This window comes from uncultured Jannaschia sp., assembly GCF_947494055.1.
Lineage (GTDB): Bacteria > Pseudomonadota > Alphaproteobacteria > Rhodobacterales > Rhodobacteraceae > Jannaschia.
Genome location: NZ_CANLTR010000042.1, coordinates 17,610 through 29,720 on the forward strand (window position 1 = coordinate 17,610; position 12,111 = coordinate 29,720).

A 12,111-nucleotide genomic window follows, 5' to 3' on the forward strand; every position below is an offset into this window, starting at 1 on the left:
TAACGCCTTGGATGTAAATCGTGTCCTCCGTCGGAAGTCTGAAGATATTACGCAGCTGTCGTCGTTGTAGGATACGGTAGGTTAGCCGGACAGGGTCGCCCTACCTCCACATCCGTCGCGCGATGTCCTGCTCCTCCTTGCCCACGGCCTCAGCGTAAATCGCCGTAGTGCTCAGCTGGGCATGGCCCATCCACTTTTGTAGCATATGAAGCGGGATTCCGTTGACGGTGGCGTTGATTCCGAACCCGTGCCGCAGGCCCTTGGGGCTTCTGTGCGGCGCATCCGGAATGCCGGCCTCAACCATCACCCGCTTGACGATCTGCCAGAGCCGGACCCGCCCGATCGGCCAGATCGGCAGGGCCGCCCGCTTGCGGGAGCGCTGCGCCTCGCGCAACCCGTGGGCCGTATCCATCGTGTCGAGGTAATCCGGCGGGACCGGGACAGAGCGGTAAACGATCCGGGGCGCCCCGGCTGTATCCCGGCGCTTCTTCAGGCTGCGGATCGCGACGGTGCCGCCCGCAAGGTCGACGCGGGCCGGTGTGATCTCGAGGAGCTCGGACGCCCGGCAGCCGGTCCAGTGCAGCGTCTCGCAAAGCGTTCGGTCCCGGGCGCCTTGACGGCGGGCCACGGCTAGGAAGGCGGCACGCTCTTCGGCGTTCAGGTAGAGCCGGTTCCCGGTGATGTCGTGGAGACGAATTTCGCTCATGTGAACAGAATGCGGGAGAAGCGTTCAGAGAGGAAGCCTTGGTGCATCTCCTGCCTCAGCCCTAGCGCCTTGTTTTGCAGCAATACCCCGCAAGGCGGCGGGCACTGTAGTAAACACTATTAGTAATAGTGTTAAACGTCTATGCTTCGCTCCGGACTTCCCATCGGCCTCCCTGCCATACTTTCAAGGCACCGGCCTGGTGGTGCACTTGTCAAAACATACGCACTATTTTTAAAAGGCAATCAGTATTGTGGACTGTTCCAGAATTGGGCTGCCCGAGCTCGAAAGGTATTGTAGTCCGCCACGTTCCAGCAGACTGAGTGGCCGTCGCGTAGTAGATAATGAATTCCATTCGCGCAGGTCATATCTCCAGTCGGGGCAGTCTGGAGCCAATTCATGTAGTTCTCGAATGTCTGCTGACGGCTGGAGACGAAGTTCTGCGTTGGCACATTTGAGATCATTCCCTCAAGGAAATATGACGGAGCCAATCCGTCTTTGATGAGACCACGGTCCAGCATCGTGTTTCGCATATTCTTAATAACCCGGATACTTGGCTTGAAACGTCCGCTTGTTGCCTGATGTTTCGTCGTACTGTTCTCAAGATGCTGTTTGGGGTAGTTGACAATTTGATCTCCGGAAGACGTCCAGAAGGTGACACCTTCCCGGTAATGGTTAGAATACTCTGTATCGTAGTAGCTGTAGGATCGGTGCTGAGCGCATACAAGGACATCAGCGTCGCGCCGGTTCTCATTCCCCGGCACGAAGATTGCTTTCTTTCCGGCTTTGACTCCAGTGCCAAATCTGTGCATCAACCAAGCCAATACGTCTTTCTTGAAATCGAAGTAGCTGTAGGCGGCTGAACCAGTATCTGCGTGAAATCGTTGACGTGCGGTGGCGTCCAAATCGGATGTGTCGTGATAGTAGGTAGAGGTCAGGCATATCGCGACATCGACGTCGCTGTCCGAGTAGATGTTAGTATCGTTTCCGTAAGAACCCTGAAGGAAGATGCGATAGTAGCATTGACGATGATATGGTGCGGCAGGATCGTCGAGCACCCGTTTTATGGTCTCGTATGTACTGGCCGATTGGGCCTTCGATCCTTGGTAAGACCACGTCTCAAGCTGGCGTTCCGGTATTGCCATGTTAGGTCTCACTCGTCAAAAGGGTTTTGATGTCCGCCTCTCGCGCAGCGTAGGATTCAGCTCCCCGTTGCCGAAGTATATTTAGTTTCCGGAGATCGTGCTCGAATAGGTCGGTGGCCATATCAGGCTTATCGAACGTGTCGTTGATGCGAACAGTGGGCACCTGCTTAAAGAGGATCAAACGTAACTGCTCCATTGAGGCGATGTTTATTGAGAGCGTCTTATCTAGGACCGGTAGAGTCGGCAGTATACGCCGATAGAGACGTAGGTAGAACGCCTCCTTCGGCTTGGGATAGTTCCCACATCCAACGCTTAGGACACGGCAATCTATCGGATTATACTTCATTGCTGCAACAGCGTCCGCGATTCCATAGAGGGTTGGGTTGTTGGCGCAATAGCCACCATCGACTAATTCGACATTGTTACCCATTCCCGTGGTGATGACCTTCCTTTTGAAATACGGATAAGCTGAGCACGAAGCCTGCACCGCGTCGCCTATGGTACAGCCAAAACCTGGTTCGAAAGTGCTGACACGACCGTGAGACTGACAAACACTTCCCTTAAAAATCATAGGCGTCTCAATCTGCCATTTGGTTGTGACAACACCGAGACCAGTCATTACGGCATCAAATTTCCTATCTCTAAAAACTTCTTTAGAAAGGGCGCTTAGTGCTGCAGATTTGGCTGCTGCGGACCGTTTCTCCATGATCGTAGGTACGTACTTGCAATACAGTCTATGGATCGTTTCGACTTCCTCTCCTAGGGCAAGCAGTGAAGCAATAATCGATCCTGTACTGGTACCAAAGATCAGATCAAAATGCTCGTGAAGCGGGCCGCCTAGCAATGCCTCGACTTCACGCAGAACACCAAGCGTGTAGAAGCCTTTCGCTCCCCCTCCATCGAGGCTCAGTATCCTGCAAACAGAGGCATCATGCGCCATTGGGCCATCTTTCTCAGGTATTTTTAGAACCTGTAGCTAACAAATCCAGATCATTAGCGAGGGAAAAGCTATCAAAAATATCTTCTCTGCGATCAAATAATCTGATAGTTCCACTTGTTTTTCTGTCCGTCCAATAGTGTCCACTTAGCTCAAACGGAGGGCCTCCAATGACCTTATACTTAAAACTTCCATAGTGAATTTCGCTTACATTCGACCTGAGGTGTACTGTTGGGTCGCTTTGATATGCGCCATATAAATACGCCACACCATCATTCTGAATATCAAAGCTGCCTACGATTAAGAATGAATCAGCTTGTTCGGTCATAAGTCGAAGCGAAATAGATGAGAATGTTTGCCGTATTGCTGCATATCCCTTTGTCGCCGGTACGACCTTGGAAGTTTCTGGGTCAACATACGACGATTGAAGACTCACCTGCCAAGTACCATTCAAATTTGGCCGCTTGCAAAAAAATTTGATTGGCCAAGCCTTCCATAGGTGCTTGTCAAATAGCCATAGCAGTGAAGTTAGCACCGCCAGGGTAAACGAGTACGGCTTGGCGTGGTCCCATGACAACTCGATTCCCAGTATCCAAAGGAACACTCCCCATACCAACGTCGCAATGATAAGAAGAACTGAGACTGAGAACCTATCGAGCAAGGGGCCATCCGTGAAAAATGATTTACAGCATACACTTGCCAAACTGCAGTATGCAATCCTTCCATACCATCCGATTATATTGGTCTTTGCAACTGGTGAAGTGTCCGACAAAGACTGCGTGCCGATGATGCGGTCACCTATGCCTCAAGTTGGTAACGCGTTTGGCTCGGGTGTTATTCAAATTTTGACAGAAGCAATGAAGGTGAATTCTAGTATTCACGATGGTGCGGTGATCTTCACCCGCGACAACAAGAGTGAGTCGTACCGTATATGGGCTTGGTCAATGAGAATTGTCAGTAGACATAAGCCAGAATATCCAGAACCGAATTTTGGATCGGCATATAACAGCGTACTTTCCCTTTCGATGGCTGAAAACATCGATTTTTGCTGTAATATTTCGCCTAGTCGAGCGGTCTTTTTTCAGAAGGGCGAATCCTATTGGTGCAACGACTAAATCGCGCTTCATCTTTTACCGACCTTGCAAAGATTGCCAGATAGGACTCAACACTTGAACCAATTACGTGCTGCATTACAGCAAGGGTAATTTAAGACTGGAAAGTCGTATAAGCCATCGTATGTGAAATATGCTCCTGTCCCGTGCAGGCTTAACGCTATGACCCAGTCCGTTAAGCGGGTCGCCGGGCAGATAACCACGCTCCGTGTGAGGCCCCTCCTACTCTTCCAAGGGCGATCTTCTTCACACCCAGGGATCGATCAACGGGACCGCCGTTGCCTCGAAGTCCCCTACGTTACGGGTCACGACGCTCATGCCGTGGACTAGGGCCGTCGCCGCAATAAGGGCGTCACGTTCCGACCGCGGGTCCGGAACGTGGAGTCGGGCGCAACGGAGGGCTACGACGCCGTCGACGGGCAGGACGCGGTCGGAGAACGCGGGGAGAACCCGCTCGTCCAGCCAAGCGCGCAGGTAGCCCCCCTGCCCCGGATCGCGGCGCTCGATGCGCAGAACGCCGATCTCGAGCTCCATCAGGGTCAGCGCGGAGATGTAGAAACGCCCAGCATCCTGCGCGGCGATCCAGCGGGTCACATTCGGGTCTGCGCGGCCATCCCCTACCTTCCGCAACTCGGAGACGACGTTCGTGTCGAGCAAGAACATCAGCCGAGATCGGCCGAACGGCTCGCGATCTCGCTCTTGAGCGGGTCGAACTCGATCTCCGACAGGCCGGGCATGGCCAGAGCCTCGACGAGGTTCCGGGTCTTTCCCACGAGCTTCTCGTAGGCCTCGATGCTGAGGAGGACGTGTGCCGGCCGACCTCGGTCGGTGATGAAGACCGGGCCTGCGAGGGCGGCCCGCTTCGCGCGGCTGAGATCCTGGTTCAGCTCGCGGCTGCTCACGGTGACGATCGACATAACGCACTCCTGTAGTAACATTTCTACCTAGTACCTAAGAGGCGTCGGATCTAGCGTTCTATGCAGGATCATGACTGGCAGCGTCGCATCTCAACCACACTTCGAGGATCAAACTTGAACACGTTCTCAAATGATCACTATGACACATGAGCCTGTGATAGTGTGCACACGTGAAGACGTGAAATTGCGCACACAAAGGAGCAGTTATGAAAACCGTTGCTATTATCAGTCAGAAAGGCGGGGCCGGTAAGACCACCCTAGCTTTGCACCTCGCTACGTCCTCGGCCCTCGCTGGCCGCAACACCGCAATCATTGATCTTGACCCACAAGCCTCAGCCGCGAATTGGGGCGATCGTCGGGACGCGGATTTACCCGTTGTTCTCTCTGCTCATGCAAGCCGCCTATCCCACGAGATCCGGCGCGTGGAGGAGATGGAGGGTGACCTTCTGATCATTGATACAGCCCCGCATTCCGACAGTGCCGCGCTTGAGGCCGCGAAGGCAGCTGATCTAATCTTGGTTCCCTGCCGCCCAGCAATCCTAGACATCGAGGCGATCAGCAACACGCTCGACCTCGTGAAGACGACGAGTACGCCGATCTTTGTCGTAATGAACGCCGTATCCCCCCAAGGAAACGAGGCTGCAGAGGCGTCCGAGGCGATTTCCGGGCTCGATGTCGCAGTCTGTCCGGTCAGCCTGAGGCAGCGGGTCGCCTTTTCCCGCGCACTCATCAGCGGGCAATCGGCCGAGGAGTTCGAACCAGGAGGCAAGGCTGCACAGGAGGCATTACACCTTCATGCGTTCATGTGTGAACACTTGAATATACGAACACCTGAACTTGAAAGAGGTGCAGCATGAGTAACAAGTTCGCCGCAGCTCTGAAATCCAAGCCGACGCCCGTGGAAACCGAGGACACGACACTATCAAAGCAGGGCGCGTCATCCGCATCGGCGCATGTAAAGCCGTCACGGAAATCTACCAAGCATGTTGGCGGCTATTTCGATCCAACCGTCTCGCGGCAGCTCCGCGAGATCGCCTTAGCCGAGGATAGCTCCGTGCAGGCTTTACTGGGAGAAGCGATTGACATGCTATTTCAAAGCCGACGCAAGCCAACAATTGCCACCCGCCCGAAGAAAAGCTGAAGGCTAGAACACCTGCACGTGTAACAACGTGCAGGTGTTCACGGTATATTATGTGAAGACTTTCACGTGTGCACACGTGAACGATTGTAATTTGACGCAGTAGTCGGCATCTTAGGGGCGGCCCCGCCGCTCGAACCATTTGCAACAGAAGCCTACGAAGGCGCGATCAGGACTCTGTGGAGGCTCCATCATCCAGTCACGCCATTCCCGCTCTAGGCGGTGGATATCCCAGCCCGGTGCTGCGTTCCGGGCTTCTTTATAGGTTTCTGGCTTCAGTAATACCGTATCGACTTCGAATAGAGGGCCGGGCATCATCGTGCCCCGATTAGTGAAGACAACCATATCGGCTTTCTCGTCAAACGAGACCGCGTAGTCGGGCAGGTGGTCGTGGCTCACGAGTTGCCGGATCATCTGCCTGAACCGCTTTTCCGGGCTCTGCGACCCAGTCTTGAGAAGGAGCTTCCCTAATGAGATACGCCAGACTTTTTGCTGGCCACAATGCTTTCTAGCCAACTCGTAGACTCGTCGCTCAATAGGTTTTCTGAGGCGAAAATAGTCCCGGTGGAGGGTCAAGACCTCCTCATTCCGGATAGCATTGAAGACCCAGTCCGAGAGCTTGACCTCGCACCAAAGAAGCCGCCCATCGAGACCCTGCTTGCGGCGAATAGACGAGGCGTCAATTAGGCCAAAACCATCAATCTGCTCCTCGTCGCCAGTCATAATATTCGTCCGGATTCGCGTGCCTTCTAATCGGTCCAACGCATCGATGAGCGATAGGTATTCCCGACCGCTTGTACCCCGGTTAGTAAAAACGAGCAGCTCGCGAGAGTTAATCCGTACCCGAGGGGAAACCTCCTCGCCCCGCTTCAGCTTCGCCATAATCTGGCTGATGCAGTAGATCAGAATATCCTTGTCATAGATGGTCGCCAAACCTTTTACACTCGGCGTAATCTCGAGCCACTGATCCCCATTTGTATATCGCTTCACCATTGTCTCAGGCTTCTTTGAGAGCGAATAGAAGGGATGCTCCATATGCTGCATCACATCCTTCAGAACAGCGTCCGCGACATCACAAATGAAGAGATCATGCTGCGGATGGCGGTTTGGAAGGAGGGGCGTCAGTTTCGTGTTATCAGTTACCATCTATCGACATTCGTGTTTTCAGTTACCGAGGTCAAGATTCGTGTTATCAGATACCAAGATTCGTGTTTTTAGTTACCAGGATTCGTGTTTTTAGTTACCAGGACATGACGTAGCTTACTGAAATTGCTTAGTAATAACGACCTCAAAATCCCCGTAACACTTATTTAACACCTATTTAACACCCGCAGCCTGTGGATAAGTCCGCCTCGGACCGTCTCAGATCCCGACGCAGGTGCCACTGGACACGAACCAGGTCCCGTCCGCGGCCCAGCACAGCAGCCCGCCGTCGATCTTCGCCAGCGCCCACGGCGCCAGGATTGCTGTAGCCATCACCAAGACGAGAGCACCGATGGCCGCGAAGGGGATCCAGCTGCGGGCCTGCAACCCGGCGATCTGACGATCGCGCGCGACGATGGCGGCGCTGGTCCGCTGAAGCAGGCTGTCGATGTCGGCCTTGATCGCCTTGCGATCGGCGTGGATGTCCCGCCGGAGCCCGACGAGTTCGCGGCTCAGCGGGGTGATCGTCTTCTCGAGCGTCTTGGCGATGGCATCGGCGACGGGCTTCAGGTCCATCTGGGCCTTGGCGTGGAACGCGGCGGCGCGGGTCTCGGCGGCGGTCCGGGTGAGCTTGTCGAGTTTGTCGCTCTGGCCCTCGACGCGGTCGGAGACGCTGGCGACCAGGGTGCCGAGGAGATCGAGCATCTCGCGGATTTCCTCGGCGTCGCGGGTGACGAGGTGGAGATGGCGCGGCTGCTGTGGGGGCGTGTCGTCGTCGGGCATGGCGGTGGTCCTGTGGGAGATGGGAAGGGACGGGGAGGGCGCGTCCCGTATTCTCGTGGGGACGTGCGGTTGGGGCAGGGTGAGGCACCGGCCCGGTGGACCGGTGCCGCCGTCAGCGCGGGATGGCGTCGAACAGGCCCGCGAAGACCGGATCGTCGTAGTACCGGAGCTTGGCGGCGAGGATCGGCGGACGGCCCTGGAGGCGCAGGAGCTGGAGATGGTCGGGGAGCTGCATGACCTCCGAGGGCGTCATCAGCTCGCGGCCCATGGTGCCGACGGAGATCGAGGCCGGATCGCCCGGGCGGTGCGACCAGGTCTCGGCGCCGATGGTCTCGCGTCCCAGCAAGCGGCTCAGCCATTCCGCGGTCTCGAGGTCGTTGACGCCGAAGCATTGCAGCACGCCGGCATTGGCGACGAAGGTGTTGGCGCGGGGGCCGTAAAGGGCGCGGAGCTGGGAGAGGTCCTGCAGGATCGGCCAGAGCTGCAGGCCGTAGCCGGCCATGAGCCCCATGGCGCGCTCCACGGCCTCCAGGCGGCCCAGGGCGGCGAACTCGTCGAGCAGGAACAGGATCGGACCCTTGGGGGGCAGGGACGTGCTCAGGGGGCCCGTAGAGCCGCTGTGCAGGGCCGGGCCGGGGTCGGAGCTGCCGGAGGGCGATCTCGGGCCCTGAGGGGCGCGCAGAGGCGCTGAGAGGGCCTCTGGAGTGGCAAGGGGACCATCGGCCTCATCCGGGGCGCCTGTGGCGTCCTGCGGGCCTCTCAGGGGCCTGGAGCGGGCCGGGGAGGCTGGGCAGGCCGCCGATGCCCCGACCTGCCCGCCATCGGCGCTGCGGGCGATGTCGCGCAGGGCTTGGGCGATCAGGAGGCGGAGCCAGCGGGCGTAGGCGTCGAGCCGGTCGGGGGGCAGGACCAGGAACACCGTGCCGATGGCGTGCTTGAGGTTCGCGAAGTCGATGTCGGTCGTGGCGAGCGTGTCGGCGATGCGGCGGCTGTCGAGGAAGTGGGTGTGGCGTTGCGCGGCCGACAGCACCGAGGCAGCCTCGCGCTCGGACTTGCCCCGGAAGCGGTTGGCGGCGCGGGCGATCAGTCCGTCGGCCTCCTGGCTCTCCTGCACCTGGCCCGGCGGGTCCATGACCAGGGCTTCGGCGAGGGTGGCAGCGTCCTCGCCGAGATCGGGGCTGTCGGGGGCGAGCGCGTCGAGGGGATTGAGCGCGGCGGAGGGGTGGCCGGTCAGGCCGAAGGGATCGAGCACGTGGACCGGGCCCATGGTGGCGCGGGTGCGGGCGGTGATGCGGGTGTTCTCGCCCTTGGGGTCCACGACGATCATGGAGCGCCGGACCTGCAGCAGGTTCGGGATGAGGGTGCCGACGCCCTTGCCGGAGCGGGTGGGGGCGAGGGTCAGCAGATGGGCGGCGCCGTCGTAGGTGAGCGACGCGCCGGTCTCGGGATCGACGCCGACGAGCAGGCCGTCCGGGGCCTGCAGCGCCGCGCGTTCCTTCCTGGTCGCGAACCGTGCTGAGCCGTGGCCGAACATTGACATGCGGCGGAACCAGAGATTGGCGCCGGTCTTGTCGGCCCAGAGCCCGCCGGCGACGATCCAGCCGATGCCGAGGAGGGGGACGCCGAGGAGGTATTCCCAGAAGGTCCCGTCGATCTCGATCCCGGCGGCGGCCTCCAGGGCGACGACGATGACGAACCCGACAGCAAGGGCGCCGAAGGTGCCGATGGCGAGGTAGCCGAGCAGCATCAGCAGCAGCGCCGGTCCGGCGACGGCCCAGCGGCTGGCGGTGACGGCGCCCCGGAAGCCGCGGCGGAGGACGGCGATCATACGCGGTCTCCGGCGTCGAAGGTGGAGTCGGTTGGTGCGGAATGCGAACCGTCGCGATCGACGTCACCCGCATCCCCAGCCGACGTCGCGGACGACCCGGCCGACGCAGCGCCACCGCCGTCTCCGGCTTGGCCGAGCGTCCACCCGTCGAAGGCGGCGCGGTCCTGGTCGCGAGGAAGATTGCGCAGGAGCCGGTCCACCATGGCGGCGGCCGAGCTGTCGCGTTCCGCCAGGTCCATCAGCGCCCCGCCGAGGATTACCTTGCGGCGGGTGTCGATCTTGCGGGCCTTGGTGGCCTCGCGGTTCTTGAGCGCCTGCAAGCGGGCCTTGGCCTGGGCAAAGCGCTTCTCGGCCCGTTCGAGCTCGGTCTCGGCCATGAGGGGAAATCCTGTCTGTCGGAGGGGTCGAACGCGAGGTGATCCGCGCCGGCCCGGGGCTGTCATTGCCGGTTCGCTGGCAGACCGGAATCGCGCCTTCCAGACATGACTCCGCGTCACTTATCCGAAAGGATATAAAGAAAAATCCGGGCTGCCCAAAAAACAGGAACACCCGGTATCGGGGGGCGTTTACAGCCCGAGGCGTGGCGCGTACCCGATGGCCTGGACAGGACAAGGGCGCACTTATGCAAATTTCCACCCACCTGACGGTGGCTTCCAGTTTGCGTGCGGTCTCCCTGGGGGCCAAGCCCCCCCGCCGACGGCGTCCCCCCTTCGATGCGCGGCATCGGACCGGGAGGCGCATTCCGCCCTCCCAGACCCTCCAGGACCAACCTGGGCCGTTGGATCGCTCGGGTCGATGCGAGCGCATCGACATGGAAGGGCGCGCCGCCCCTTCCAAACCATCCGCCGGCCAACGTGGCCGTTGGATCGCAGCCCGCGTCGCCGGCCCGATGAGCTCCGCCCGTTCGGCAGCGAAACGCTCCACTGGAGCGTTTCCAGGAAGCTGCCTCACCTGGACGCGATCGGGCCGGTTGGCGGGCCGGGATTCGGCCTCGGCGACAGTCCTGTCCCATGCCCCCGGACGGGGTGCGACGGACGTCGCCTCCGGCCTCTTAGGGCGGCGCCATGGCGCGTGTCGCTTGGCCGCGATCCGCACTGCCGTTCAGCCCGGATCACGCAGCGCGGGGCAGGGGCGTGTGCGGCGAATGTCGCGTATCGCAGCCCGCCCGGTCCGACCCGCCCTCCCAGCCGCCTGGGGGGCATCGGGCGGGCCGGACCGGGCTGCCGGATCGTCGTGCCGAGATCGCTGCCTTCGGAGGGCAATGCTCTATCGGCGACCAACGGCGTTCGGGTACCCTGGGACGACCGACGCCACGCTCGGGCGCCGGGCGTGTGCGGTGTGGGAAAGGGAAGGGCGGCGCGCAGCGGATCGGGGGAGAGACATGGCTGCGCGCCGGGTGCGTCGAAGGGGGGAACTTCGTGCGCCGCTTCCCTGGCATGATCGTGATGAATGACGGGTTAAGGCGGGTGCGGTATCTGCGCCGCAGCCTAGTCGCGCGGACGGCTGGCTGATGGCGAGCTACCACCTCTCGGTGAAGACCGTGAAGCGCTCGGCGGGGCGCTCGGCGACGGCAGCTATAGCCTATCGCTGTGCGGCGCGGATCGCGTGCGAACGCGAGGGGCGGGTGCACGACTACACGCGCAAGTCTGGCGTGGAGGAGACGTTCATCCTGGCGCCGCACGACGCGCCAGGCTGGGCGCAGGATCGCGCAGCGCTGTGGAACGCCGCCGAGGCGTCCGAGACGCGCAAGAACGCGGTCACCGCACGGGAATGGGAGCTGGCCTTGCCGGCGGAGATCAGTGCCGCCGAGCGGGCGCGGATCGCGCGGGACTTCGCGGGGGCGTTGGTCGAACGCTACGGCGTGGTAGCGGACGTGGCGATCCACGCGCCGCACCGCGAGGGCGACCAGCGCAACCACCACGCGCACATCCTGACCTCGACGCGGGTGTTGGGGCCGGACGGGTTCGCCGAGAAGACGCGGGTGCTCGACGCCAAGCAGACCGGGGGTCCGGAGATCGAGCGCATGCGCGAAGTCTGGGCCGGCCTGCAGAACGACGCGCTGGAGCGGGCGGCGCTCCGCGAGCGCGTCGACCATCGCTCGCTCGCGGTGCAGCGCAGCGAGGCGCTGGAGCGCGGCGACGACGTGCGGGCCGAGGCGCTGCACCGGGCGGCGGAGGTGAAGCTCGGACCGGCGGTGAACGCGATCGAGCGGCGGGAGATGCGGGACGCCGAACGCGAGGGGCGGGACTACGAGGCGGTCACCGCCCGCGGGGCGCAGGTGCACGCCGCGCGGCAGGCGCGGGCGCTCTACGAGGAGCTGCGCATCCGGGTGGAGCGGGCGCGCGAGACCTACGGCCTGGCGCGCGACGAGGGGCTGGGGCGGGTCTCGGCGGGGCTGGCGGCGC

14 protein-coding genes are annotated in these 12,111 nt (G+C 60.6%); 4 read left to right on the plus strand and 10 right to left on the minus strand.

Annotation, left to right across the window (positions count from 1 at the left end):
- Positions 1 to 100: 100 nt before the first annotated feature.
- The 4 genes from Q1A87_RS19610 to Q1A87_RS19625 all read right to left on the minus strand — a co-directional run bounded on the left by Q1A87_RS19610 (position 101) and on the right by Q1A87_RS19625 (position 3,446).
- Positions 101 to 706: a site-specific integrase gene (locus Q1A87_RS19610; protein ID WP_299655364.1), complete on the minus strand. Its 606-nt coding sequence runs from the start codon at positions 704 to 706 to the stop codon at positions 101 to 103.
- A 242-nt stretch (positions 707 to 948) separates the two neighbouring features.
- Entirely contained in the window at positions 949 to 1,848 is a 900-nt protein-coding gene (locus tag Q1A87_RS19615) for a nucleotidyltransferase (RefSeq protein WP_299655367.1), read from the minus strand.
- Position 1,849: 1 nt separating this feature from the next.
- Positions 1,850 to 2,788, minus strand: a complete 939-nt coding sequence (locus tag Q1A87_RS19620) for a patatin-like phospholipase family protein (RefSeq protein WP_299655370.1) — start codon at positions 2,786 to 2,788, stop codon at positions 1,850 to 1,852.
- A 13-nt stretch (positions 2,789 to 2,801) separates the two neighbouring features.
- Complete coding sequence (locus Q1A87_RS19625) at positions 2,802 to 3,446, minus strand: hypothetical protein (RefSeq protein WP_299655373.1); 645 nt, start codon at positions 3,444 to 3,446, stop codon at positions 2,802 to 2,804.
- A gap of 10 nt (positions 3,447 to 3,456) precedes the next feature.
- Here Q1A87_RS19625 and Q1A87_RS19630 point away from each other — a divergent pair, with 10 nt between their 5' ends.
- Positions 3,457 to 3,900, plus strand: coding sequence for a hypothetical protein (locus Q1A87_RS19630; protein ID WP_299655376.1), 444 nt, complete (start codon positions 3,457 to 3,459; stop codon positions 3,898 to 3,900).
- A gap of 243 nt (positions 3,901 to 4,143) precedes the next feature.
- On the opposite strand, the gene Q1A87_RS19635 is transcribed toward Q1A87_RS19630, so the two are convergent.
- Entirely contained in the window at positions 4,144 to 4,560 is a 417-nt protein-coding gene (locus Q1A87_RS19635) for a type II toxin-antitoxin system VapC family toxin (RefSeq protein ID WP_299655379.1), read from the minus strand.
- Positions 4,560 to 4,814, minus strand: coding sequence for a type II toxin-antitoxin system Phd/YefM family antitoxin (locus Q1A87_RS19640; RefSeq protein ID WP_299655382.1), 255 nt, complete (start codon positions 4,812 to 4,814; stop codon positions 4,560 to 4,562). The genes Q1A87_RS19635 and Q1A87_RS19640 overlap by 1 nt, the downstream gene beginning before the upstream one ends.
- A gap of 206 nt (positions 4,815 to 5,020) precedes the next feature.
- Here Q1A87_RS19640 and Q1A87_RS19645 point away from each other — a divergent pair, with 206 nt between their 5' ends.
- Together Q1A87_RS19645 and Q1A87_RS19650 are read left to right on the plus strand one after the other, a co-directional pair.
- Complete coding sequence (locus tag Q1A87_RS19645; RefSeq protein ID WP_299655385.1) at positions 5,021 to 5,671, plus strand: AAA family ATPase; 651 nt, start codon at positions 5,021 to 5,023, stop codon at positions 5,669 to 5,671.
- Positions 5,668 to 5,955 (plus strand): ribbon-helix-helix domain-containing protein, encoded by a 288-nt coding sequence (locus Q1A87_RS19650; RefSeq protein ID WP_299655388.1) that lies wholly within the window; start codon positions 5,668 to 5,670, stop codon positions 5,953 to 5,955. The genes Q1A87_RS19645 and Q1A87_RS19650 overlap by 4 nt, the downstream gene beginning before the upstream one ends.
- A 111-nt stretch (positions 5,956 to 6,066) precedes the next feature.
- On the opposite strand, the gene Q1A87_RS19655 is transcribed toward Q1A87_RS19650, so the two are convergent.
- From Q1A87_RS19655 to Q1A87_RS19670, 4 genes are all read right to left on the minus strand, one after another.
- A complete protein-coding gene (locus Q1A87_RS19655) occupies positions 6,067 to 7,098 on the minus strand; it encodes a replication initiator protein A (protein ID WP_299655391.1) in 1,032 nt (343 codons plus the stop codon).
- Positions 7,099 to 7,314: 216 nt separating this feature from the next.
- Positions 7,315 to 7,878, minus strand: coding sequence for a hypothetical protein (locus Q1A87_RS19660; RefSeq protein ID WP_299655394.1), 564 nt, complete (start codon positions 7,876 to 7,878; stop codon positions 7,315 to 7,317).
- 112 nt (positions 7,879 to 7,990) lie between these two features.
- Positions 7,991 to 9,706 carry a type IV secretory system conjugative DNA transfer family protein gene (locus Q1A87_RS19665; RefSeq protein WP_299655398.1) on the minus strand — a complete coding sequence of 572 codons (1,716 nt, stop codon included), beginning with the start codon at positions 9,704 to 9,706 and terminating at the stop codon, positions 7,991 to 7,993.
- Positions 9,703 to 10,083, minus strand: a complete 381-nt coding sequence (locus Q1A87_RS19670; RefSeq protein WP_299655401.1) for a mobilization protein — start codon at positions 10,081 to 10,083, stop codon at positions 9,703 to 9,705. The genes Q1A87_RS19665 and Q1A87_RS19670 overlap by 4 nt, the downstream gene beginning before the upstream one ends.
- 1,133 nt (positions 10,084 to 11,216) lie before the next feature.
- Between Q1A87_RS19670 and mobQ the strand changes: the two genes are divergently transcribed.
- On the plus strand, positions 11,217 to 12,111 hold an 895-nt coding region (gene mobQ, locus Q1A87_RS19675; protein WP_299655404.1), incomplete at its 3' end, for a MobQ family relaxase.